Origin of the sequence: Caballeronia sp. M1242 (assembly GCF_017220215.1) — a bacterium.
In the GTDB taxonomy this organism is placed as follows: Bacteria; Pseudomonadota; Gammaproteobacteria; order Burkholderiales; family Burkholderiaceae; genus Caballeronia.
The window spans coordinates 1,419,714-1,441,366 of the sequence record NZ_CP071129.1 but is presented as its reverse complement, the minus strand read 5'-3'; the positions used below and the strand labels follow the sequence as shown (position 1 = coordinate 1,441,366).

Below are 21,653 nucleotides of genomic sequence, written 5' to 3'. Positions count from 1 at the left end.
ACGCCGAAGCGCAACGGTCAACGGCAGGCGGAAAGCAGAATTCAGAATGCCGAATGCAAACGCCCAACGTCCAACGTCCAACGCAAAACGCCAAACGCGAGAGGCAGACCCGTTATGGGCAACGAGCAACCGCCGCCCGCCACGGCGAGCTTCGCGCAGCCTCAGCTCATCGAGCGTCAGTGACGGGCTGACGTCGGCGGAATCCGTTGAGAGTGAACTGACCGAAAAGGGACAGCGAACGTCAAAGGGCAAAGCCACGCAGAATGCATAATTCCGAATGCAGAATGCCAAACGCCAACCACCAGACCAGTCGCACGCACGAACAAAGCCCCCATCACCCCCGACTCCCCGCACCTCACCCCATCTGCTCCGCCAGCGTCCCCTCGACGAATTCCTTCAAGAACGCCACCCATGTCTTGATCTTTGCATCGAGATACTGCCGCGACGCATACATCGCGTAAATCGTCATGGTTTGCAGTTCCCACTCGGGAAGCACGCGCACGAGTTCTCCGCTTCTAATGGACGGCAGCGCGGACAGCGCAGGGAGCGGCGCAATGCCGAAGCCATCCGCGACCGCGAAGGCGAGCGCATCGGCCGAATTCACCCGCAGGCGCCCCGGCGGAAGATCCACCTCGGCGCGTCCGCGCGGGCCCTCGAACGCCCAGCGATCGACCGGAAAAAACGTGGTGACGAGTTGCAGGCAAGCATGCTTCGCCAGATCGTCGATATCGCGCGGCACGCCCGCCCGCTCCAGATAACGCGGCGACGCGCACAGCACGCTCGGCATCGAGCAGATGCGGGTCGAGACGAGCGCCGAGTCCGGCAGCGCCGATGTCGTCACCTGCACGAAGACGTCGTAGCCTTCGTCGAGCATGTCGGGCACGTTCTGCGACAACGTCAACTCCACGCGAACTTGCGGATGCGCCTCAAGATAGCGCGTGAGGGCGGGCACCACATAGTGATGCCCGAACGTGATCGGCGCATGCATGCGCAGCACGCCGCTCGGCAGCACGCGGGCGTCGCCGGCTTCGGCTTCGGACAGATCGACAAGCTCGATCACTTCCTTGCATCGCGCGAGATAGCGGTTGCCGGCATCCGTCAGCGCGACGCGCCGCGTCGTGCGATTCAGAAGCCGCGTGCGCAAGTGCGTCTCGAGATCGGTGATGGCCCGCGATGCCTGCGCCGTGGTGATGTCCAGCTGTTGTGCCGCCGCCGTGAAGCTCGACGCTTCCGCCACGCGCGCAAAAATCCGCATGCTTCGCAACAGGTCCATTCGCTCGCAGCCCTTTTTGACGAAGCCCGCACTATCCCACCGGGCGCCCGAGCGCGCAACCGCTTGGACGGTCGATACGGCGTAGACCGACCGTTCGTTTCACCGTTCACATCTGTTACAGGCGTTGTAACGCAAGGCCCGACGCGCCCGCCTAACATGCCGTCATGGCCGTGTTGCGGCCGTCAGAGGTAGAGGACAACATGAACGTCAAAACAACTATCGCACTGGGCATCGCCGTATGCGCCGCGCTCGCGTGCGAGGCGGCATTCGCGGGAGTGAGCATCGGGGTCAATCTGGGCGTGCCGGTCGCGCCGATCTATGCCGCGCCCGCGCCGGTGTACGCCGAGCCGCAACCCGTGTACGCGCCGCCGCCGGTCTATGTCGAGCAACCTGCGCCGCCGCCTGTCGCGTATCAGCCCGCGCCGCCGCCCGTCGTGTACCAGCCCGCGCCCGTCATGGTCGCGCCCGCGCCGGCTATCGTCGTCGGCTGGCACGGCGACCGTTATTGGGACGGCTACCGTTATTGGGACCGGCGCGACTGGTACGCGCATCACGGCGGCTATGGACATCGCCACTGGTGAGACCGGACCTCGGGGAGCGCACATCATGAATAAGCACATCAACGCCAAGGCGGGCAGGCGGGTGTCGCGTCTGGCGATCGTCTCCGCGACGCTCGCGCTCGCGGCGGCATTGAGCGGCTGCGTCTATGCGCCGCCCTATGCCTATGCGCCCGCGCCGGCTTACGGCTATGCGCCCGCATACGGCTACGGTTATGCGCCGGCGTACTACGCGCCGTCGGTATCGGTCGGGGTTGGCTTCGGTGGATACGGACACTGGCACGGGCGCTAATTCCGGCGAGCCGGCGAGGCGTGGAATCGCGATGAGTATCGGTCGCCGTCGTCTTCGGTGGATACGGACACTGGCACGGCCGCTAATCTTAGCGAGCCGGCGACGCGTGGAAACGCGATGAATATCGCTCGGCGTCGTCTTCGGCGGATATGGACACTGGACGGCCGCTAATCTCCGCGAGCCGGCGACGTGTGGAAACGCGATGAGTATCGGTCGGCGTCGTCTTCGGCGGAAACGGGCACTGGCACGGTCGCTAATTTCCGCGAGCCGGCCACACGTGGAAACGCGCTGAACCGCGCCTAGCGACAGGAACACCCGTTGCTGCGATGCTCCCGATTTCACGGAGAAACGCATATGGCCGAGCACACCGAAACCGAGCAGGCGGCCGACGCCCGCTGCGAGTCGTTCATGCTCGCGGCGAACGGCTGGGTGCCGAACAACGCGCGCCTGCCGGTACTCGTCTGGCACGGCGCGATCGATCCTCAGGACCGCGACTGCGGCAGCCGCTTCGAGGCGCTCTTCGCGCAAAACGGCTGGCCGCCGCAATGGCGCGACAGCGTCTTCGACTATCACCATTTCCATTCGACGGCGCATGAGGCGCTCGGCGTCGCCTCGGGGGAAGCCGAACTCATCATCGGCGGGCCGAACGGGCGCGTGATCCCCCTGCGCGCGGGCGATGCCCTGATTCTGCCCGCCGGCACCGGGCATTGCCTGCTGACGAGCGGAGGCCGCTTTCAGGTGATCGGCGCTTACCCGCCGGACCAGCAGTGGGACATTCGCCGCGACGCGCTATCCGACGACGAGCGGCGCGCGATGGAAGCCCTGCCGTTTCCGAGAAGCGATCCGGTCGGCGGAGAAGGCGGACCGCTCACACGCTTGTGGCGATAAGCGGCGCATGACGCGCGGCGTTCACTGTTTCGCGCACGCCGCGCGGCGCTCGCGCACGAGCGGCACGCGCTTGACAACGCCCGTCGCGAGCGCAGTGCCCGCCAGCACGACGGCGCAAGCCGCCGCCATGCCCGCCGACACGCGCTCGGCGAGAAAGAGCGCGCCCCACAGAATCCCGAAAATCGGAATCACGAAGGTGACGGTGATCGCCCGCGCGGGTCCTGCGACCGCGATCAGGTGGAAGAACACCATGTAAGCCACGCCCGTGCACGCAATGCCGAGGCCGAGCACCGCGCCCCACGCGCTGAGCGACACCGTACCTGCGGGCCACGCGACGAGCGCGAACGGAAGCAGCACGAGCGTCGCTGCGCTCATCGTGCCGGCTGCCACGGTCAGCGAATCGACACCGGTCAGATACCGCTTCGTGTAACTGGCGGCGATGCCGTAGCAGAGCGTCGCGGCCAGCGCGGCGAGGGCCGCGAGCGCCGTCGTCATCGGCGCGATCGCGGGCGTCGTGGCGTCGTGAACGAACATCTGATCCCACACGAGCGCCATCACCCCGGCAAAGCCGATGGCCAGTCCCGCCACACGCAGGCGGCTCAACCGATCGCCGAGCCACAGATAGGCGACGAGCGCGCCCCACAGCGGCGTCGTCGCGTTGATCACGGACGTGACGCCGGCGGTCAACGTCAATTCCGCATAGGCGAAGAGACAGAACGGCGCGGCGGAGTTGAAGACGCCGACCACGAAAAGCGGCCACGCGCGCTCGCGCATGGTCGCGAACGCCTCGCGCGGCGAGCCCCGCAGCATCAACACGATAAGGAGAAAGGCAGCGCCGATGCCCACGCGCAGCGCCATCAGCGGCGCGACGCCGAGATCGGTCACGCCCACGCGGATGAACAGAAAGGAGCCGCCCCACAGCGCGGCGAGCAGGAGCAACTGAGCTAGATTGACGGGATTCATGACGGGCTTCGCTGGAAAGTGGATGAAGCCATCGTAGCGGCGCGCAATCGCGCGATGCTTCGCTGCGGCCTGAAACGAAAGATGCGCGAGCCGACGGCTTCGTCCGATGGAGGAGCATCGTAGGCGCGCGGCCGGGCGTCGGCAAACGAGCATTTCTCACCGGTATGTGAAGTAAATTGCGATTCCTCGCGCGCATCGTGCGTCTCGCCTATGCCGTATGGACGAGTGGCGTGCGTCGGTCGTCGGTGCGAGTCTTGCTGACGGGACACAGAATGCATCACGCAGTGCCTTCAACCACGCGAAAGGAGAGCGCCATGGAGAACGTCAACGCCAATGCCAACGCTAAACAGAATGCTGCGTCATCGACCGGCGAACCGGCTGTGTCGCGCAAGGCCGTGGAGCGCGCGATGGACGCCGCACTCGGGCCCGGCATGGAGCAGAGCGGCGAGAGCAACGCGTCGGCGCACGCACCCGGCGCCGCGCAACAGCCCGCGCGCAATGCTCCGTATCCCGCGCCCTATCATGCGCACGGCAGCGTCCTGGAAGGCGGCGACAGTCCCGCCGTGCTCGCGCAGCCCGCGTCGGCCTCGTCCCAAGGACAAGGCAGTCCGTTGCGGCCCGAGCGCGTGTCGGCGGGCCGCCGCGCGCAGCGCGTCATCTCGGGGGCGCAGGACGTCGCCGTGGCGCGTTACCGGCTCGTCACGGAAGGCACCGACGACTTCGTGCACGATAACCCTTGGAAGTCCATCGCGATGGCGGCGATAGGCGGGCTGATCGTCGGGCTGCTAATCGCGCGGTAGTGCGGCGCTGTTGCGGTGGGCTTCGTCTCGGCTCGAAGCGATGAACGGCGCGGCACTCACCGCCGCGCCGGACGCTTATGGACGCAGCGACGCACGAAGTTTGCCCCAGCCGCGAACTGTGAACGCCACGCAAGGCGACTTCGCGAAGACAGCCGCTCCGCGTACTAATCGCGCATTCCGAAGCGAACTTAGCCGGTTGTCTCGCGCTGACGCTCGCCATGCGCGGCATTGAAACCGCGCGGAGCGGCGACGCCGAGGCTGCTGTCGGGCTCGCGTCGTCTTGGCGGTCGCAGGCGCTTTTCGTGGACACGCGCATTAGCGCGACGGACGGCGGAGGCGGCAGGCGACGAAACGTCATCCGCAGCCGCTTGAGCGCTTTGCGCGGGAACAACAGCACGAGGGACATGCGGCACAGCACGAACCGCTGCTGATCGGCGCTCGCCACGGACGAAGGCATTGGTCCGCGCGACGCATTTCAGGAAGCCTGCTACGACGGAGTCTGTCGCAAGCCTTCGCCGGTCTATGAATCGTGGACGCGTTGTCGCGTTTCTCGCGCGCTGAAGCTCTGCCGCGAGCGACGGCGGCGCCGTAGCGTCGACGCTGCCGTCCATTGAATCAATCCGTCCGGCGGCGTCGATGTATGCGTGTTTCAGGCCGTCTTCTTGAAGTCGCTGGTTTCGAGTTCCACCGACTGACCGCCATTGCGCTCCAGCGCCCGGCGCGCCGCTTCCTCGATCTGCAAACGTCCGCCTTCAAACGCGCTCAAGATTGCGTGCGACGAGGTTCCGCTGTTACCGAAGTGGTCGTTGAGCGCGTCGAGGGACACGCTGCACCAGACTTCACGGCCGTCCACCGACGCCTCGAATGCGACACGCGCTGCCGCTACCACATGACGCCGCCCGCTGAACTCTATCGTCATCCTGATCACCTCCTGTTGTTCGTTTGAGTTAAACGTTGGGAAAAAAGGAAAAGTGGAAAGGCTTGATACACGCTGACCGTCACGCTTCGGACGAAGTGGCCGGATGCCGGCGTGATGCCGGGGCCGCATTCATCATACGCCGCGCGGCGCGTTCGCAGCAGAGTGCAACGCGTATGCCTGGCCGCGGTCGGCGAGGACCGTTTCAGCAGCAGAGGCAGCCGCCGCGATGCCGCATGCCGTAACTGCCGACGTCGTCGCTTTGAGGCGCGGAAATGCCGCTGCTGCTCCCGACGGATGGCGCGCCTACGGTCACGCGAACGGCCGTCGCGCCGCACGTCGGGCAGGCGGCGGGGTCGTCGCGTTCGGAGATGCGGCGGACTGCTTCGAATGCGCCGCATTCGGAGCACGCGTAGTCGTAGACAGGCATGGCGTCTCGGTAAAGGGAACGGAAGAAGAGAAAGTGTAGCAAGACAGCATGAGAGAAATGCAGCAAGCGCTATTCCGGATGATCGAGCCGCGCCGGTCCGCGTGGCATCGCCATTGCTAACGAAGGGGAGCTATCACCGCCAAAGGAGGCATCAATGAAACGCAATGCAGTTCTGCTCACCGCGCTGGCATCGGCGCTATTCGCCGCCGCGCCGGCAGTCACGCTCGCGCAGACGCAGGCGGCCAGCACCACGATGGCCAACGACTTGCCTTCGCCTGACAAGGAATTCGTGCAGGCCGCGTCGAAGTCCAGTTCGACCGAGATCGACGCCAGCAAGCTCGCGACCAAGCAATCGCAAGACAAGGATGTGAAGAGCTTCGCCCATCACATGATGGTCGATCACACGAAGCTCACCATGCAATTGAAGATGGCCGCGCCGCACGGCATCGCCGTGCCGAAGGACAATTCGGACACGACCGTGCTCGACTCGCTGAAGGGGTTGAAGGGCAAGGAGTTCGACACCGCCTATATCCAGAAGGTCGGCGTGCAAGGGCACCAGGAAGCGGTCGAAGCCTTCAAGAAGGAAGCAGAAGGCGGGCAGAACGCGGATCTGAAGAAGGCCGCGCAAAAGGCATTGCCGACCATCGAGCAACACCTGAAGATGGCGCAGGACCTCGCATCGAAGAAGGGCGTGCAGTAAGCACCGCACCGACTGCACCGCAACGGCCGGCGCGGCGTCTCCGCCGCGCCGCCTTCCCTTGCGGCACTTCGTGCTCCTGTCAGCGCGAGCCGCTGTGCAGGAGCCGTTCGCGTGCCTGCGGAATCGACTCGAACGCGCCGGCGCTTTCATCGAACACGGACACCTCGCCCTGTCCGATGTCGTAGACCCAGCCCTGCACCTGTAGCTTGCCGAGCGCGAGCCGTCCGGCCACCGCCGGGTGCGTGCGCAGATGCGTGAGCTGGAGGCGGATGTTTTCTTCGACCATCGCCTGCACGACGCGATTTTCGTCCAGTTTCCTCGTCATCACGACACTGCGCGCAGCCTCCGCGTTGCGCAGCCACGCGTGAACCGTCGGCATTTCATCGGCAATGGTGGCGCCCGACGCGAGGCCCTTCATGGCGCCGCAATCCGAGTGGCCGCAGATGACGATCTGGCGCACATTCAACGCCAGCACCGCGAATTCCACCACGGCCGAAACGCCTCCGAGCATTTCCCCATAAGCCGGCACGATATTGCCGATGTTGCGGCACACGAAAAGTTCGCCCGGGTGCGTCTGGGTAATCATCTCGGGCGACACGCGCGAATCGGCGCACGTGATGAAAAGCGTGTGCGGCGCCTGCTGATGCGCAAGGCTCTTGAAAAGCGCCTCGCGGTCGGGAAAGACGAAGCGGCTGAAGTCTTCGGCGCCCTGCAGCAGGTAAAGCAGATCGGGGTTATCGGCGCCTTTGCGCTCTTCGTTCATCGTCAATTTGTCGGACATGGGACCTCTTTGTTTTACAGACCGGCGCGCATCACGCGCCGCAACCGAGAGCTTGCGGGGTTTTGAGATGATCCGCAAGCGGCACCGACATGCGCGCCCGTGCTGCGGCGTCTATGCGCCGCGTTTCGGTTTTTGCGCGACTTTATAGTTCTTGACGAATTCGTGCCGGACCTCTGTTAGTTTTACGCTCCAAAAATCCCCCAAACAGTGGTTCCGCGCGTTTCGCTCATGGTTTTCGACCCGAATCTCTATCACACGGCAGCGGCACATTATTCGAACGGAGACTTCGAGGCGGCGCTGCATGTGCTGCAGCCCATGCTCCAGGATGCGGCAGCCGACGCGGAAGTCCTGAATCTGGCGGCGGTCTGCTGCTATCGACTCGACCGTCCGGACGATGCGGAAGCGCACTGGCGCCGCGTCATCCATGCGCATCCCGAGCATGCCGGAAGCTACGGCAATCTCGCCAATCTATTAATGGCGCAGGGCCGGCTCGCGGCTGCCGAGTCGGTCTACCGCAAGGCCGTCGCCCTTCGCCCGGATTTCGCGCAAGCCCATTACAACCTCGGCAATCTGCTGCGCGCGTGCAATCGCGCCGGCGAAGCGGAAGCCTGTTTTCGTGAGGCGCTGCGCCTCTGCCCGGATTTGGCCGAAGCGCATTACAACCTCGCAAGCCTGCTGAAAGACGGTGGACGCCTGGCGGAAGCCGAAGCCGCTTACCGCCGCGCCGTCGCGGTGCGTCCCGACTACGCCGAAGCCTTCAATAATCTTGGCAATCTGCTGCGCGAGCAGGGCCGCCTCAGAGAGGCGCGGACCGCACTCAGGCGCGCGGTGGCGCTGCGTCCGAGCTTCGACATCGCGTATCAGAATCTGGGGCTGGTGCTTCAGCAAATGGGCCAGTTCGCGCGCGCGCAGGCGTTCCACCGGCGCGCGACACAACTGACGCCCGCATATGTCGAGGCGCACTACAGTCTCGGCGATGCGCTGTTCGCGACCCGGCGCGTAGTTGAAGCGACGGCCGCGTTCGAAGCGGCGCTCGCTATTCGGCCGGACTGCACGCAGGCGCTCATGGGTCTCGCGCGTGCGCGGCGTGAGACCGGCGGCATCGAGCAAGCCGAGCGCAGCTATCGCGAGGTGCTCGCCATGCAGCCGGACCACGGGGACGCTCGCGCGGGCCTCGCTCAAATGCTGCACGAAGCGGGCCGCGTGAAAGAAGCGGAAGCGGCGTATCGCGTGGTCATCGCGCAAAATCCCGGCAACTCGGACCTGCACTACAACCTCGGCGTGCTGCTTGCGGGCGAGCATCGCCTGCCTGAAGCTGAAGCCGCCTATCGCCGCGCGATCGCGCTGCGTCCGGACTGCTCAGATGCCTACACGAACCTGGGCCGCGTCGTGCGTGACATGAACCGGCTGCCGGAGGCGGAGGCCATTCTGAGACAATCGATCGCGATCGCGCCGCATTCCGCCGAGGCTCATAACAACCTCGCGGCCGTGCTGAAGGACATGAGCCGGATGGATGACGCCATCGAAGCCTTTCGCCGCGCCGTTGCCTGCGCGCCCGGCAACGAATGCGTGCATCGCAACCTCAACTACGCGCTGACCTATTACGCCGAAGACTCCAGAACCATCCTCGACGAATGCCTGCGCTTCTCTGCGCAGCACGAAGCCCCATTGCTTGAACGCGCCGTGACGTATGCGAATGACCGGTCGGCGTCGCGGCGGCTCAGAATCGGCTATGTCGCGCCGGACTTCCGTATGCATTGCCAGTCGATGTTCACGGCTCCCGTTTTCGCAGAGCACGACCATGCATCGTTCGAGATTTTCATCTACGCGAGCGTGGAGCATCCGGACGCGGTGACCGATCTGTTTCGCGGCATGGCCGATGTCTGGCGCGACGTCCATGCGCTCGACGACGAAGCGCTCGCGCAACTCATCCGCGATGACCGCATCGACGTGCTCGTGGATCTCACCATGCACATGGCGGGCGGGCGTCCGCTTCTGTTCGCGCGGCGGCCCGCGCCGGTGCAGGCGCAGTGGCTCGCGTATCCGGGCACGACGGGCAGCCGCGCGATCGGCTACCGACTCACCGACCCGTGGATCGATCCGCCCGGTCAGCCGGGCGTCGCCGAGCGCTACAGCGAGCGCTCGCTCTGGCTGCCGGAGACCTTCTGGTGCTTCGATCCGCGCGTCGCGATGGACGATGGGGCCGCTACGCCCGTTACGCCCGAGGTCGGCCCGTTGCCCGCCGAACGCAACGGCTATATAACATTCGGATGCCTAAATAATCCGTGCAAGGCGTCGGAGCGCACGCTTCGCATGTGGGCCGCCGTGCTGGCGGCGACGCCTGGCGCGCGTTTCGTTCTGCTCGCGGAGCGGGGCGCGCGCGAACGCTTCACCGCGCGTCTGAGCGCGTTGGGCGTGGACATGTCGCGCGTGGCGTACGTCGGCTATCAGAAGCGCAGCGCGTACCTCGACACCTACAATGCCATCGACATCGGCCTGGACACCTTCCCGTACAACGGTCACACGACCACGCTCGACGCGCTGTGGATGGGCGTGCCGGTGCCGTCCCGCGCGGGCGAGACCGCTTGCAGCCGCGCGGGACTGAGCCTGCTCATGAACCTCGGCTTGTCCGAACTGGTTGCGCATGACGACGCGGCTTACGTCGATATCGTCACGCGCCTTGCCAGCGATATCGCCCGTCTCGCCGTACTGCGCGCATCGCTGCGTTCTCGCCTCGAACATTCGCCGATGATGAACGCCCCGCGATTCACGCGCAATCTTGAAGACGCCTATCGCACGATGTGGCGGGAGTGGTGCGCCACGAGCGCCGACTGAACCGCTTAGAAGGCGTCCAGTCCGGTGGCGGTTTCCACGGGACCCACCGCGTCCGTCGGCACGGCTGTCGCATGGCGGCGCAGGCGGTTGATCGCTGACAGTCCCAGCGACAAGCCCGGATCGAGATAGTGAATGATGAGGCTGCGGCGCTCGCCCGCGAGCACATCGAGATTGCAGTGCTGCATCAGGAATCCGTTGAACACGTACACATCGCCCGCGAAGCCTCGAATGCGCGAGCACAGGCCGCGTTCGAGATGCCGCTCAGTGCGCGCCGCGCGAAGCGGGAAGGGCAGGCCGCGCTCGCCCCACTGCACGCTCTTGCGCAAGAGGTTGTCGCGGCGTCGGGGAATGCCGCGCGTTCTCGGATAGACGACGAGGTCGCCGCTCTTTTGCGGATCGCTCGCCGTCTTCAAGACGATCACGAGCGTGAGCACGTGCGAGTCGAAGTGGCGGCAATGGCTGCCCGCCGTTGTCGTGCTGCTTCCGATGCGAAGACCGAACCACGGTCCGACCTTCGCGTTGACCTGCATGTTCGAATCGAGCCAGTCGGATGCAGCGCGCACGGCTTCGTTCTCCAGCGCCTTGAAGGCGGGAAGGTCGCGCAAGGTGTGCACGACGTCCTTCGCGCTGCCGAAAAACTGCTCGTGGTCTCGCGTGGCTTCATAGGCCACATCCAGCTTGCGGTTGATGGCGGCGAGCGTCGCCTCAGGCACGACGGATTCGAACACCGCAATGCTGCCCTTCGATGCCTGCGTCAACGCGGCACGGTCTTGTGCGTTCATATGCGCTCTCGGAGATGACGTGAAAAGACGGCGATTCGTTGCGGGCGCGAGATTCATCGGGGGCCGCGTGGCGCGGGCCGTGAAGGCAAGAGCGTGGCGTTGTCGATGACGCGTGCGGCATTGCGGGCGTGCGTGTTGGTCTGACTCATGGCGAGCCTCTTTGAATTATTCAATGCGTTCGATACCGCGACCCCGCGCGTCCGGCCCCGACCGCCTTCCGGCGCGCATTTCTTTCCGGCTGTTTGGTACGCAATCCTACACGTCACCATTCGTACCGATATGACTCAAATGTACGACGTCACGCGCGTTTGCGACACAGCGCGATGACAAGGACAAACCCGTAGCGGTACGACAATAAGCCGGCTTATGTTCGGTAACGATCTCAGAGAACGTTTCGGGATCCGCTATCCGCGCCTGTGGATTGCAACTTATGAGCGCAAGCCGACATAGCAAACGTGAGCGTCGGCTAGCGCCCGGATCGAGCGTGCGTAGGCGCACGGAGGGGCGGCGGCGGCGCCGGTAAGTTTGCGACAACGGGGGCGGGCCTGGCCGGGTCCGTCGCGCTGGAAGCACAGCGCATACAACAAGAGGCGATCGGCGGCGACATGAGCAACATGCGCGACCAACGATCCCCGGCGACATGCGACGGTGAAACAATGGAAAGGGCATCGCTCGAAGACAAACTGTGGGTCGCGACGTTTCTCGCCGCCGTGGGAAGCGACGTGCTCTCGGGCGTCGTGCGCTACTACACGTCGATGGCCGGCGTGCCTCAGGCCGCGTATCTTCCCAAGGTCGTCATGCTCGCGTGGGTGCTGTTCACGCTCATCAAGCGCCCGAAGGCGAGCCACGCCCTCATTGCGCTCTATATGCTCGCGCAGTCGTGCGTATCGCTCTCGCATGGCGTCGTGCCGCAAGCTGTCGCGTTCTGGGTGTGGACGGTGACGCCGATGCTCTTCGCCCTCACGGCGCCGCGCGGCGCGCTGGCGCTGCTCAACGCGCGCGCCGCGACGACGGGCTTCGTCGTGCTCGCCGCGCTTTGCGGCATCGGCATTCTCGCCAACACGTTCATGACGCTGCCGTGGGTCGGCACGAGCGTGTCGGTGGGCGGCCATAACGTGCGGGTCGCGGTGTCCTCGTATGTCGGGATTGCGTCGCGCCTGTCGGGCTTCGGCCGCGACAGCGCGTCGACGGGGCTCATGGCCGGTCTGCTCACGACGTGGCTTCTGATGCGGACCGACAATCGCTGGTTGCAGTGCGCGTTGCTCGCGGCAGCGGGCGCGGCCATTCACGCCACCACCAACAAGACGGCGCCCGTGGCGCTCGCGCTTGTCGTCGGTGCGCACTGCCTTTTCTCCACGATGACGATGAAGCGCGCCTGTCTGTGGGCGGCTGCCTTCGCCATCGGCTTTCCGCTCGCGTCGTTCATCGCGGCCTCGGCATTCAATCTTTCCGGCACGGGCTACATGACGCTCGCATCGTTCCAGGACCGCATGTTCAATACATGGCCGATCCTGATAGAAGGACTCCTGAAGAATAACCGCATATGGCTCGGGCTCGGACCGGGAGGCTTCGGCTCGGCATCCACCTATTATGAAAGCGCGTTCGGGTTCAATGTGGCCTATGCGGACAACACGGTGCTGTATGCGCTCGCGAGCTTCGGCATGGTCGGCGCAGTGGCGCTCATCGGTTTTTTCGTGCGCGTGGTGCTGAAAGCGCAACCCGAGGACAGACCGTCGTGGGCAATGCTTCTTTATCTGCTGTTCGCCTGCGCGACGACCGACATCTGCGAATCGATCGGCTGCCTGCTATTCCTCGGCATCACGCTCGCTTATCTGCGCGAGAGCGGGCTCGTCATGGAGCCGCGCGTGTGGCGCATGCCGGTGCCGTTGTCCGCGATGCAATGGCGCGCCCGCATGCCGGCGATGCATGCGATGCCGTCGGCCAAGAGCGAGCCGATGCTCGAATCGGCGCGCGACGGACTGCGGAGCCTTTGACATGATCCGCAAGAAAAGCATCGCCCGGCACATCGCGGTAGCGGGCGTCGTGGCCGCATGCATCACGATGCTGCCCGCATCCGCCACGCCCGATGTAGCGCTCGACGGCTCGCCGGTGTCCCTCGAGCGCGCTTATGTCGCGTTGCCGTCGTTTGCCGCGGCACGGGCAAATACGGGCGTCGCCATTCATCAAATCGGCGATACGCAACTGCTCGACGCGGTGAAGGACGTCGGCTTCTCGTTCGTGCGCACGGACCTCTTCTGGGAAGCGGTGCAGGCGCCGGACGGCTGGCACTTCGGCGAATTCGACGGTCTCGTGAACAATCTTAAGTCGCGCGGTCTCGGCGCGCTCTTCATCCTCGGCTACAAGCATTACGTGTATAGCCCGGACCAGCCGCCGACGTCCGCGCCGCAGCTCGCCGCGTTTCAGACGTACACGTATCAGGCGGCATACCGCTATCGCAATGCGCCGGTACGCTTCGAAGTGTGGAACGAAGAGGACCATAAGGACTACTGGCTAGCCACGCCATCGCCGACCGCGTATCGCGCGTTGCTCCAGACAGCGGTTAAAGCGGCACGAGCCGCGAATCCCAACGTCGTCATTGCGACCGGTGGCGTGCAGCAAGTCGATCGCGACTTCATACGCGCGGTGGGCGACATCAGCGCGACGCAAACGGGGCCGGACGCCGTGAGCGTTCATCCGTACCGGCAGCAAGAACCGGAGACCGTGCTCGGCGATTATCGTGCGTTGCGCGAGGACCTCTCGACGTATGCAAGGCGTCCGCAAGTGTGGGCCACCGAATGGTCATACCCGAGCGTCGGCTATCACTATGTAGCCGATATCGGCAATGGTCATGCGAGCGAAGCGCGCGCGAGACAGGCGAACTACGCGGTGCGATTGCTGTTGATGAACTGGATCGCGCAAGTGGGACTGACGTCCTACTACGACATGCGCAACGACGGCAACGATCCGAAGGAGATGGAACATAACTTCGGCCTGCTGGATGCGCAGAACGAAAAGCTCCCGGCGTATCGAGCGGTGAAGCATCTGTTCGCGTTCACGGCGGATGCAAAGAACGCGCGGTATTTCATCGACGAGAAGGAGCAGTACATCGTGCTCAAGTTCGACGATGCGCAGGCAACGAAATACGTGGTCTGGTGCTACGGCGCCGGCAACGTCGTGAATCTGGATGTGTCGCGTCTGCCTGCGGGCGCGCGGATCACGGATCTGTATGGCGTCGCGCGAGGCGGGCACAAGGTGCTCGCAGTGACGGAAGCGCAAGGGCCGGTCTTCGTGACGGTGTCCTCATAGCGGTTCGCTGTACGTATCAGCAGGCACATGCGAGGGAATGCGCCTGCGTGGAACTGCACTGACGTCCTGGGTCTTTTACTTTTCTTAGGGATATAACATGCTTTCATATAATATGCGCCCGGCCATGACGCCAGTTCCGCAACGCGGCGACGGTCTCGTCGACCTATGGCGCAGCGTGGTGCGCCATAAGACCTTGCTGGGCGCAGTCACCGGCACATGCTGCGCGGCCGGTGTGCTGTATGTGCTGCTCGCCACGCCGCAATATCGCGCCGAAGCACTGTTGCGCGTGCAAAGCAAGGCGGGCACGTCGATCAGCGCGCTTTCCGACGTCTCCGGCTCGATGGCCGCCGACGCCTCCGCGAACGACGAGAGCGACGTGCTCACGTCGCGCTCCGTGGTGAGCGCGGCTATCGCGCAGACGGGCGCGGAAACCGTCGTCGAGACGAAGAGCCACTTTCCGTTGATCGGCAGCTATCTGGCGTCGCGCCACGCGAGCGACAACGAACTCGCGCCATCGCTCTTCGGCCTCGATGACTATGCATGGGGCGGCGAGCGCCTGAAGCCCGGCGTGTTCACGGTTCCCGAGTCCGCTTACAAGGCGAAGTTCCGCGTGGTGGCGGGACCAGCGGGACGATGGACGCTCTACGACAAGGACGACAGGCAACTCGCGCAAGGGCGCGTCGGCGAGACGGTGCCGTTTCAGGTCAGTACGCCGGAAGGGCAGGCGCCCGGCGAACTGCGCATCGACACGCTGCGCGCGCGGCCGGGCATCAGCTTCGAACTGCGCAAGTACTCGCAGCAGATGACGTTCGACAACGTGATTGCGCGGCTGCGCACATCGATTCCGCCGCGTGAATCGTCGTTGCGCGACCCGTCGCTCATTCACCTGAGCTATCAGGCGGAATCGCCGCTGCTCGCGCAGGCCATGGTCAACGCGATCATCAAGACGTATCAGCAGCGCGACGTCGAACGCCGTGCCGCGCAGGCGCAGACGAGCCTCGACTTCCTGAAGCAGCGCCTGCCCGCGCTGAAGCAGGATCTCGAAACGGCCGAGCGACGCCTCAATGCGTTCCGCACGCAAACGGGCACGGTCGACATGGCGCAGCAGAACACGGCGCTCATCACGCGCATGAGCCGGCTGGAAGAGCAGCAGACGACGCTGCAACTCGCGCTCGATGCGGCGCAGCATCGCTACAAGCCCGACAACGAGAATTATCAGAGCGCGCTCACGCAGCTCAATCAAGTCAAGCGCGAGATTGCCGATACGTCGAAGATCGCGGCGAATTTGCCGACCGTGCAGCGGCAATACGTCGAGCTTGCGCGCGATGTCGCCGTCACGACGCAGCTTTACACGAGCGTGCTCACGAATGCGCAACAACTGGAAGTGGCGGCCGCGAGCACGCCACCGGGCGTCGCGGTGGTGGATTGGGCCGTCGCGCCCGAGAAGCAGTCGTGGCCGCGCGCGTGGATCGTGCTGCTCGGCTCCGTCTTCGGCGGCCTTTTTATCAGCACCGTTTCGATCTATCTGATCGCGTTGAATCGACGGGAACTTCGTAGTCCAGAAGAAATCGACCAGTTTTCGCAGTTGCCGCGTCTTGCCGTGATCGCGCGTTCGACGGCGCAACTTCGGCAGGACGTGCGCGCGCTGACGCACAACGCCGCGCCCGCGAAGCTGCTCGCCATGACGAGTCCGACTGACCCGAGCATCGAGGCGTTGCGCTCGTTGCGCAACAGCGTCCGCGCGATGCTGAGCGGCGCGCCCGTGCCGATGGTTCATGCGGGACTCGGCGGCGGACTCAACTCGCTGAACCCGATGAACGGGATGCCTTTCGGCACGACCACGACCATGATGAATCCGCGCTACGTCGCCAGCGCCGACGATCGTCACGGCAAGGTGATTCTCTTCACCGGCCCGACGCAGGGCGTGGGCAAGAGCTTCGTTTCGTCGAACTTCGCGTATCTGCTGGCGGAAACGCGTGCGTCCGTGTTGCTGATCGACGCGGACATGCGGCAGGGCCGTCTGCGTCATCTCGTCGATGGACGCACCGGGCCCGGTCTCGCTGAAGTACTGGAAGGCTCCGCGCACGTGGATGAAGCGATCGTCTCGCTCGGCGGCGGTCTCTCGATGATGGACGCGGGCGCGTTCTATCCCGAGAATCCCGCGGAACTGCTGGGGCGTCCGGCGTTCCAGGAGACGCTGTCGATGCTTCGCGATATCTACGATTACGTCGTCATCGATTCGCCGCCGGTGCTTCCGGTCAGCGATGCGCTGTCCATCGCCATGCACGATTGCGATCTCGTGCTGCTGGTGTCGCGCGCAGACCGGACGGGCGCGCGGCAACTGGAAGAGACCTTGCGCCGCCTTGAAAACGTGGGCGCGAAAGTGGGCGGCCACGTGTTCAACGGCTTCGCGCCCGGCCGCTACGGCGCGCGCGAGGAGTACGGCTTCAGAGCAGTCGCGCGCTAAGAGCGGCTAGCGTGCGTCGGCATTGAGCAGTCGTTGCAACGTGCCGACCACGTCGCCCCATGCGCCCAGTTCGCGCGCCCGGACGAGCTGCATGTTCGGGTACCAGGCCGTGGCAGCGCCTTCGCGCTCGTAGCGCCATTCGGCGACGTGGTTCAGAAAGAGATAGGTGCGCTTGCCGAGCGCGCCGGCGAAATGCGTGAGTCCGCCGTCATTGCCGATGAACGCATCCAGCCGATCGATCAGTGCCGCCGACTGACCGAGCGTCATGTCGGGATCGAGCGTGGTGAAGCGGTCCAGATCGTTCGAGCGCGGGTCGTTCAGCCAGCGGCGGCGTTCGAAGCCGCGCTGCATGACGACCCAGTAGACGTCGCTCTGCGTATCGAACAGGGGGTCGAGGTCGGGCAGGGTAAGGCTGCGGCTCGCGAAGTTGTTCGCCGATTCGCACGATGACCAGAACACGCCGACGCAGCGCCGGCCGCGAGCGCGATGCCAGATGCGGTCGATGACGGCATCGACGCTCGCGGGGTTCGCCGGTTCGACGTACCGGTGCGACGGTGCGTGGCCGAGCACCGGGAAAAGGGCGGTGAAAAGCGTGAACGGGTCCGTCCACATCGCGCCGTCGCCCGTCGGCCTCGTGAAGCCGGCGGCTTCCATCGCCCGGACGTAGTCGGCGCGATCGGCTTCCGGCGTCGCCACGCGGAAGAGGTCGGTGTCGTAGTCGACGGCGACGCCCATCGCCTGCAATGCGCCGATATAGCGCGCCCAGTTCACCAGATCGCCGAAGCCCGACGCAATGAGGCGCACGGACATGCGCGCGGGCAGGGCGCGCTGACCGGTCCAGTAGCCTTCGCGGTTGACATGCGGAAAAAGCACGCGCCGCGCGTCGTCGGACGACCAGTACTGATGCATCGCCTCGACGCCATGCTCGATGCCGTGAAGCCGCATGCGGCTGCGCGCCTGATGATGACCGAGCACGAAGGCGGAATGCTCCTCGACGCCGTCCGGCCTCAGTTCCAGTACGCGGTTGTCTTCGCCGAGATAATGCCACCCGTACACGCGCCATAGAAAAGCGGCGATTTCCGGCGTCGACGCTTTCTGCGCGAACGATTCGATTCCCGCGAGCGCGACTTCTTTCAGGCCGAGATGTGCGGCGACGTCGCACATGCAATGGACGTGGAAAGCGAAAGAATCGGACAGACGCGTAAGCATGAAACAAATATCGAGCGCCTGAAGAAACTGTCCCGCGCGAAGATGCACGATTGCGCGCCAATGCCAATATTCGGCCGTGTTGCCGTCCACCGCGCGCCGTTCGTCGAGAAAGCGCGCGCATGACTCGACATCGCCGGCGTAGAGTTTCGGATAAAGGTCATCGTATTGTTCGAGCATGCTGTCGTGTCGTGGGTGGTGCGCGAAAGTGGGCTTGAGCCCGGACGCAAGCGCTAATTACGCGACTATGGCACGATGCCCCTGAAGGTTTCGCTGGATGAACGAATCGTCGAAGAAATTTGACGATTAAGCGCGCGTGCTTGTCAGTATAGGTCGCGGTTTCGGTGTCGGCGAGTAGGGCGCAGACTGTATTAATGCTGGGCGCCATGCCGACGCTAAAACGCGTAAAGCTCCGGCACGCGTTCGCCCAGTTTGCGCGCCTGGTACATCAGGCGGTGAGTTCTCGGCGATAATACGTTGACTTCTCCTTTCAGCAGGCGGCTCACGATCTGCACCACATCCTGTAATTCGTCGGCTTTATGGGCGACGCTCAGCCGGTCCAGATGCGACATTTTCTCCAGGATCTGCGGATCCGTTACGGTGGTATGAAAAAGAATGGAAACGTGAGAATACCGATTACTGAAATTCGCGAGTGAATCGATATTGCCGAAGTCGACATCGTGCTGAACGAATGTTGGATCGAGAATAAGAAGATCGACTTCGCTGCAATGGAGCCGGTCCATTAACTCTATCTTGCACGACGCTATTCCAACGAGTACCGAAAGAGCGCTTTCATCCAGAAGCAGTTGCAGGCCTGCCGCGATCATTGGAGTGTTGTCCGCGATAAGCACCCGGCTCAAAGCCCTTCCTCGTTTCATCCTCATGCCCCAAATCGATCAAAAGGTGTGCTGCATAAGAACGAGGATAACGCGGAAACGCCGTTTCCAGGATTGATTTTCATGCATGTTGCTGCGAATGTTTTTACTGAGGATTTTCTGATTAGATTCTGATGCCTTCGGGAAATGCTCTCGGACGTGAAGCAGGCAGTTCCCCCCAAACATTGAGGGCGGTTTCAACCGTCGCACCGCAGTCAATATCGCGCGCAACTTGAAACGCGGCCGCGCCGTTTATCGGCGCGTACCGTTCACGCGGTATAGAAAGCGGCATCAGCGGTCGTCCGGACGCGGAACACCTGCGGGACTCGGCGGGTCGCGCAAATCAGCATCGGCTTGCGGCGGTGCCGGCGGATTTTCGGGCTGCGCGGGTCCCAGATCGGTCAGGCCCTTCGAATCGACAGGGTTTTGCGGCGGGTTATCGCTTGAGTGGTTGGGCGCGGACATGTTGGGCTCCGTTTGTCGAATACGTCGACACGCGCAGCAACGCGCATTCCGCGATCAGGCACTGCCGATGCTTGATCTCGTCAGCAACCTCAACAACGGAGACGATCATGAGCATTCCGCAAAACGAACCGGGAACGGATGTCGTCGATACGGACAAAGCGGCGCAGCCGGCGCCGCAGTCTGGTAAACAGCCCGCCGATATGCCGCTGACCGAAGCCGACGACGCCAATACGCGCACGCCGGCGGCTCCTACGCAGGAGTGACAAGCAGTTGAGCATAGAGCGACGGCTCGGGTGCGTTGCCGAGCCGTTTCTAAGCAGTTACGAAACGTCGCTAATTTGTCTTATGTCAAATGTGATAGACGCCGCGACGACTTAACCGATCTCCCGACTCCGCTCCAACAAAAACTCCCGCTCCCGCGCATTCTTCGCCAGCCCCGCCGCCCGCATGAACTCGTCGCGCGCCTCATCCACGCGACCGAGCCGCGCCAGCAAATCCGCGCGCACGCCGGGCAGCCAGTGGTAATTCTTCAACGCGGCAGCATCCCGTAACCGGTCGACGATGGCGAGCGCCGCCTCCGGCCCCGACGCCATGCTCACCGCGACCGCGCGGTTGAGCTCGACCACCGGCGTCGGCGCCACCTCCATCAGCGCATCGTAAAGCGCGACGATCATCGGCCAGTCGGTCTCGGCGGCGCTCGGCGCGCGTGCGTGGCATGCCGCCAGCTCCGCCTGCAACGCATACACGCCGCGCGCGCCGCCCAACGCCGCCGCGCGCCGCAGCGCCGCCAAGCCGCGCTGAATCAGCAACGGGTCCCAGCGGCTGCGATCCTGATCCGGCAACAGCACCGGGCGGCCGTCGCGGTCCACCCGCGCCTTCGTCCGCGATGCCTGAATCTCCATCAGCGCAACGAGGCCGTGCACCTCGCTCTCATGCGGCATCAGTTCGGCGAGAATGCGGCCGAGCCGCAGCGCGTCGTCGCAGAGCCCAGGCCGCATCCAGTCGTCGCCCGCCGTGGCCGAGTAACCTTCGTTGAAAATGAGATAGATCACTTCGAGCACCGATGCGAGCCGCGCCGCGCGCTCGCCGGCCTTCGGCACCTCGAACGGCACGCGCGCCGCCGACAGCGTGCGCTTGGCCCGCACGATGCGCTGCGCGATGGTCGGCTCCGGCGCAAGAAACGCCCGCGCGATTTCGTCCGTCGTGAGGCCGCCCAGAAGCCGCAGCGTCAGCGCGACGCGCGCATCCAGCGACAGCACCGGATGGCACGCCGTGAACACGAGCCGCAGCAGATCGTCGCCGATGTCGTCGTCGCGGGCGGCGTCGAGCGAATCGACGAAATCGGGCGTGATGTGTCGCTCCTGCGCATCCAGATCGCGGCCGAGTTCCTCGTGCTTGCGCGCGTGCAGCGCGTGCTGACGCAGACGGTCGAGCGCGCGGTTCTTCGCTGTCGTCATGAGCCACGCTCCCGGTTTCTCGGGCACGCCTTCGCGGCTCCAGTGCTCGAGCGCCGCGACGAACGCGTCCTGCGCCAGCTCTTCCGCGAGCGCGACGTCGTGCACGACGCGCGCCACGCTCGCAATCACTTTCGCCGATTCGATGCGCCACACCGCCTCAATGGTTCGCCGCGTCGCTGCATCGCGCTCGTCCGAAGACGCGCTCACGCTGCTTCCGGCTCCATATGCACCAGTTCCCAGGTATGGCCGTCGAGGTCCTCGAACGCGTGACCGTACATGGACCCGTGGTCCTGCGGCGCGCGCGGCGTGCGCCCGCCCGCAACCACGGCCTTGGCGATGAGTTCGTCCACTTCCGCCCTGCTCTCGCACGACAGGCACACGAGCGCCTCGACACTTTCACGCGCATCGACGAGCGTCTTGTCGGTGAACGTCTTGAAGAACGCCTCGGTGAGCAGCATCGCGTAGATGTTCTCGCCGATGACGAGGCACGCGGCGGCGTCGTTCGTGAATGCCGGGTTGAAGTGAAAGCCGAGCGCCTTGAAAAACGTCATCGATTGCTGAAGGTCGCGAACCGCCAGGTTCACGAAGATCTGCTTGTGCATGGCGTGATGCTCCGTTTTCATGGGATGTCGTTCGAACGACGATCGAAGCACGCGGAAA

Annotated in this window: 21 protein-coding genes; 10 read left to right on the top strand and 11 right to left on the bottom strand. The window is 64.4% G+C overall.

Annotation, left to right across the window (positions count from 1 at the left end):
- Window positions 1-355: 355 nt before the first annotated feature.
- Window positions 356-1,273: a LysR family transcriptional regulator gene (locus tag JYK05_RS06670; protein WP_175940349.1), complete on the bottom strand. Its 918-nt coding sequence runs from the start codon at window positions 1,271-1,273 to the stop codon at window positions 356-358.
- Window positions 1,274-1,473: 200 nt separating this feature from the next.
- Between JYK05_RS06670 and JYK05_RS06665 the strand changes: the two genes are divergently transcribed.
- The 3 genes from JYK05_RS06665 to JYK05_RS06655 all read left to right on the top strand — a co-directional run bounded on the left by JYK05_RS06665 (window position 1,474) and on the right by JYK05_RS06655 (window position 3,010).
- Entirely contained in the window at window positions 1,474-1,854 is a 381-nt protein-coding gene (locus tag JYK05_RS06665) for a hypothetical protein (RefSeq protein WP_206468159.1), read from the top strand.
- Between the two features lie 25 nt (window positions 1,855-1,879).
- On the top strand, window positions 1,880-2,122 hold the full coding sequence (locus JYK05_RS06660) for a hypothetical protein (RefSeq protein ID WP_206468158.1): 243 nt from the start codon (window positions 1,880-1,882) through the stop codon (window positions 2,120-2,122).
- Window positions 2,123-2,476: 354 nt separating this feature from the next.
- Complete coding sequence (locus tag JYK05_RS06655) at window positions 2,477-3,010, top strand: cupin domain-containing protein (protein WP_175940346.1); 534 nt, start codon at window positions 2,477-2,479, stop codon at window positions 3,008-3,010.
- Between the two features lie 21 nt (window positions 3,011-3,031).
- Here JYK05_RS06655 and JYK05_RS06650 read toward each other — a convergent pair whose 3' ends face one another.
- Window positions 3,032-3,973: a DMT family transporter gene (locus tag JYK05_RS06650; protein WP_175940345.1), complete on the bottom strand. Its 942-nt coding sequence runs from the start codon at window positions 3,971-3,973 to the stop codon at window positions 3,032-3,034.
- 314 nt (window positions 3,974-4,287) lie between these two features.
- Here JYK05_RS06650 and JYK05_RS06645 point away from each other — a divergent pair, with 314 nt between their 5' ends.
- Window positions 4,288-4,773 (top strand): YqjD family protein, encoded by a 486-nt coding sequence (locus JYK05_RS06645; protein ID WP_206468157.1) that lies wholly within the window; start codon window positions 4,288-4,290, stop codon window positions 4,771-4,773.
- A 649-nt stretch (window positions 4,774-5,422) separates the two neighbouring features.
- Here JYK05_RS06645 and JYK05_RS06640 read toward each other — a convergent pair.
- Together JYK05_RS06640 and JYK05_RS06635 are read right to left on the bottom strand one after the other, a co-directional pair.
- Window positions 5,423-5,692: a DUF1488 domain-containing protein gene (locus JYK05_RS06640; RefSeq protein ID WP_206468156.1), complete on the bottom strand. Its 270-nt coding sequence runs from the start codon at window positions 5,690-5,692 to the stop codon at window positions 5,423-5,425.
- 202 nt (window positions 5,693-5,894) lie between these two features.
- A complete protein-coding gene (locus tag JYK05_RS06635; RefSeq protein ID WP_206468155.1) occupies window positions 5,895-6,119 on the bottom strand; it encodes a zinc ribbon domain-containing protein in 225 nt (74 codons plus the stop codon).
- Window positions 6,120-6,273: 154 nt separating this feature from the next.
- Between JYK05_RS06635 and JYK05_RS06630 the strand changes: the two genes are divergently transcribed.
- Window positions 6,274-6,819 (top strand): DUF4142 domain-containing protein, encoded by a 546-nt coding sequence (locus tag JYK05_RS06630; protein WP_175940341.1) that lies wholly within the window; start codon window positions 6,274-6,276, stop codon window positions 6,817-6,819.
- Between the two features lie 79 nt (window positions 6,820-6,898).
- Here the strand turns inward: JYK05_RS06630 and JYK05_RS06625 are convergent, their stop codons facing one another.
- Window positions 6,899-7,600, bottom strand: coding sequence for a carbonic anhydrase (locus tag JYK05_RS06625; protein ID WP_175940340.1), 702 nt, complete (start codon window positions 7,598-7,600; stop codon window positions 6,899-6,901).
- A 228-nt stretch (window positions 7,601-7,828) separates the two neighbouring features.
- On the opposite strand from JYK05_RS06625, the gene JYK05_RS06620 reads away from it, so the two are divergent.
- Window positions 7,829-10,435, top strand: a complete 2,607-nt coding sequence (locus JYK05_RS06620; protein ID WP_206468154.1) for a tetratricopeptide repeat protein — start codon at window positions 7,829-7,831, stop codon at window positions 10,433-10,435.
- A 5-nt stretch (window positions 10,436-10,440) separates the two neighbouring features.
- Here JYK05_RS06620 and JYK05_RS06615 read toward each other — a convergent pair whose 3' ends face one another.
- The gene (locus JYK05_RS06615; RefSeq protein WP_206468153.1) at window positions 10,441-11,217 is read right to left on the bottom strand and encodes a hypothetical protein; all 777 of its coding nucleotides are present in this window, start codon (window positions 11,215-11,217) and stop codon (window positions 10,441-10,443) included.
- A gap of 656 nt (window positions 11,218-11,873) precedes the next feature.
- Here JYK05_RS06615 and JYK05_RS06610 point away from each other — a divergent pair.
- The 3 genes from JYK05_RS06610 (at window position 11,874) to JYK05_RS06600 (ending at window position 16,990) form a co-directional block, all read left to right on the top strand.
- Window positions 11,874-13,211: a hypothetical protein gene (locus JYK05_RS06610; RefSeq protein ID WP_241269860.1), complete on the top strand. Its 1,338-nt coding sequence runs from the start codon at window positions 11,874-11,876 to the stop codon at window positions 13,209-13,211.
- Window position 13,212: 1 nt separating this feature from the next.
- A complete protein-coding gene (locus tag JYK05_RS06605) occupies window positions 13,213-14,523 on the top strand; it encodes a cellulase family glycosylhydrolase (protein ID WP_206468152.1) in 1,311 nt (436 codons plus the stop codon).
- Window positions 14,524-14,647: 124 nt separating this feature from the next.
- Window positions 14,648-16,990: a GNVR domain-containing protein gene (locus JYK05_RS06600; protein ID WP_206468151.1), complete on the top strand. Its 2,343-nt coding sequence runs from the start codon at window positions 14,648-14,650 to the stop codon at window positions 16,988-16,990.
- A gap of 6 nt (window positions 16,991-16,996) precedes the next feature.
- Here JYK05_RS06600 and JYK05_RS06595 read toward each other — a convergent pair whose 3' ends face one another.
- The 3 genes from JYK05_RS06595 to JYK05_RS06585 form a co-directional block, all read right to left on the bottom strand.
- Window positions 16,997-18,376 (bottom strand): glycosyltransferase family 9 protein, encoded by a 1,380-nt coding sequence (locus tag JYK05_RS06595; RefSeq protein ID WP_206468150.1) that lies wholly within the window; start codon window positions 18,374-18,376, stop codon window positions 16,997-16,999.
- Between the two features lie 215 nt (window positions 18,377-18,591).
- Window positions 18,592-19,080, bottom strand: a complete 489-nt coding sequence (locus JYK05_RS06590) for a response regulator transcription factor (protein ID WP_206468149.1) — start codon at window positions 19,078-19,080, stop codon at window positions 18,592-18,594.
- A 282-nt stretch (window positions 19,081-19,362) separates the two neighbouring features.
- On the bottom strand, window positions 19,363-19,536 hold the full coding sequence (locus tag JYK05_RS06585; protein WP_175940333.1) for a hypothetical protein: 174 nt from the start codon (window positions 19,534-19,536) through the stop codon (window positions 19,363-19,365).
- Window positions 19,537-19,643: 107 nt separating this feature from the next.
- Between JYK05_RS06585 and JYK05_RS06580 the strand changes: the two genes are divergently transcribed.
- Entirely contained in the window at window positions 19,644-19,799 is a 156-nt protein-coding gene (locus JYK05_RS06580) for a hypothetical protein (RefSeq protein ID WP_206468148.1), read from the top strand.
- 111 nt (window positions 19,800-19,910) lie between these two features.
- On the opposite strand, the gene JYK05_RS06575 is transcribed toward JYK05_RS06580, so the two are convergent.
- Both JYK05_RS06575 and JYK05_RS06570 read right to left on the bottom strand, forming a co-directional pair.
- A complete protein-coding gene (locus JYK05_RS06575; protein WP_206468147.1) occupies window positions 19,911-21,200 on the bottom strand; it encodes an RNA polymerase sigma factor in 1,290 nt (429 codons plus the stop codon).
- A complete protein-coding gene (locus JYK05_RS06570) occupies window positions 21,197-21,595 on the bottom strand; it encodes a VOC family protein (protein ID WP_206468234.1) in 399 nt (132 codons plus the stop codon). Before JYK05_RS06570 ends, JYK05_RS06575 begins: the two co-directional genes overlap by 4 nt.
- Window positions 21,596-21,653: the final 58 nt, after the last annotated feature.

Coding starts and splice junctions, on each gene's coding strand:
- JYK05_RS06600 (WP_206468151.1), top strand. CDS start 14,648: ATGACGCCAGTTCCGCAACGCGGCGACGGTCTCGTCGACCTATGGCGC.
- JYK05_RS06595 (WP_206468150.1), bottom strand. CDS start 18,376: ATGCTCGAACAATACGATGACCTTTATCCGAAACTCTACGCCGGCGAT.
- JYK05_RS06640 (WP_206468156.1), bottom strand. CDS start 5,692: ATGACGATAGAGTTCAGCGGGCGGCGTCATGTGGTAGCGGCAGCGCGT.
- JYK05_RS06650 (WP_175940345.1), bottom strand. CDS start 3,973: ATGAATCCCGTCAATCTAGCTCAGTTGCTCCTGCTCGCCGCGCTGTGG.
- JYK05_RS06635 (WP_206468155.1), bottom strand. CDS start 6,119: ATGCCTGTCTACGACTACGCGTGCTCCGAATGCGGCGCATTCGAAGCA.
- JYK05_RS06670 (WP_175940349.1), bottom strand. CDS start 1,273: ATGGACCTGTTGCGAAGCATGCGGATTTTTGCGCGCGTGGCGGAAGCG.
- JYK05_RS06585 (WP_175940333.1), bottom strand. CDS start 19,536: ATGTCCGCGCCCAACCACTCAAGCGATAACCCGCCGCAAAACCCTGTC.
- JYK05_RS06580 (WP_206468148.1), top strand. CDS start 19,644: ATGAGCATTCCGCAAAACGAACCGGGAACGGATGTCGTCGATACGGAC.
- JYK05_RS06590 (WP_206468149.1), bottom strand. CDS start 19,080: ATGAGGATGAAACGAGGAAGGGCTTTGAGCCGGGTGCTTATCGCGGAC.
- JYK05_RS06630 (WP_175940341.1), top strand. CDS start 6,274: ATGAAACGCAATGCAGTTCTGCTCACCGCGCTGGCATCGGCGCTATTC.
- JYK05_RS06570 (WP_206468234.1), bottom strand. CDS start 21,595: ATGCACAAGCAGATCTTCGTGAACCTGGCGGTTCGCGACCTTCAGCAA.
- JYK05_RS06660 (WP_206468158.1), top strand. CDS start 1,880: ATGAATAAGCACATCAACGCCAAGGCGGGCAGGCGGGTGTCGCGTCTG.
- JYK05_RS06625 (WP_175940340.1), bottom strand. CDS start 7,600: ATGTCCGACAAATTGACGATGAACGAAGAGCGCAAAGGCGCCGATAAC.
- JYK05_RS06620 (WP_206468154.1), top strand. CDS start 7,829: ATGGTTTTCGACCCGAATCTCTATCACACGGCAGCGGCACATTATTCG.
- JYK05_RS06655 (WP_175940346.1), top strand. CDS start 2,477: ATGGCCGAGCACACCGAAACCGAGCAGGCGGCCGACGCCCGCTGCGAG.
- JYK05_RS06605 (WP_206468152.1), top strand. CDS start 13,213: ATGATCCGCAAGAAAAGCATCGCCCGGCACATCGCGGTAGCGGGCGTC.
- JYK05_RS06615 (WP_206468153.1), bottom strand. CDS start 11,217: ATGAACGCACAAGACCGTGCCGCGTTGACGCAGGCATCGAAGGGCAGC.
- JYK05_RS06645 (WP_206468157.1), top strand. CDS start 4,288: ATGGAGAACGTCAACGCCAATGCCAACGCTAAACAGAATGCTGCGTCA.
- JYK05_RS06665 (WP_206468159.1), top strand. CDS start 1,474: ATGAACGTCAAAACAACTATCGCACTGGGCATCGCCGTATGCGCCGCG.
- JYK05_RS06610 (WP_241269860.1), top strand. CDS start 11,874: ATGGAAAGGGCATCGCTCGAAGACAAACTGTGGGTCGCGACGTTTCTC.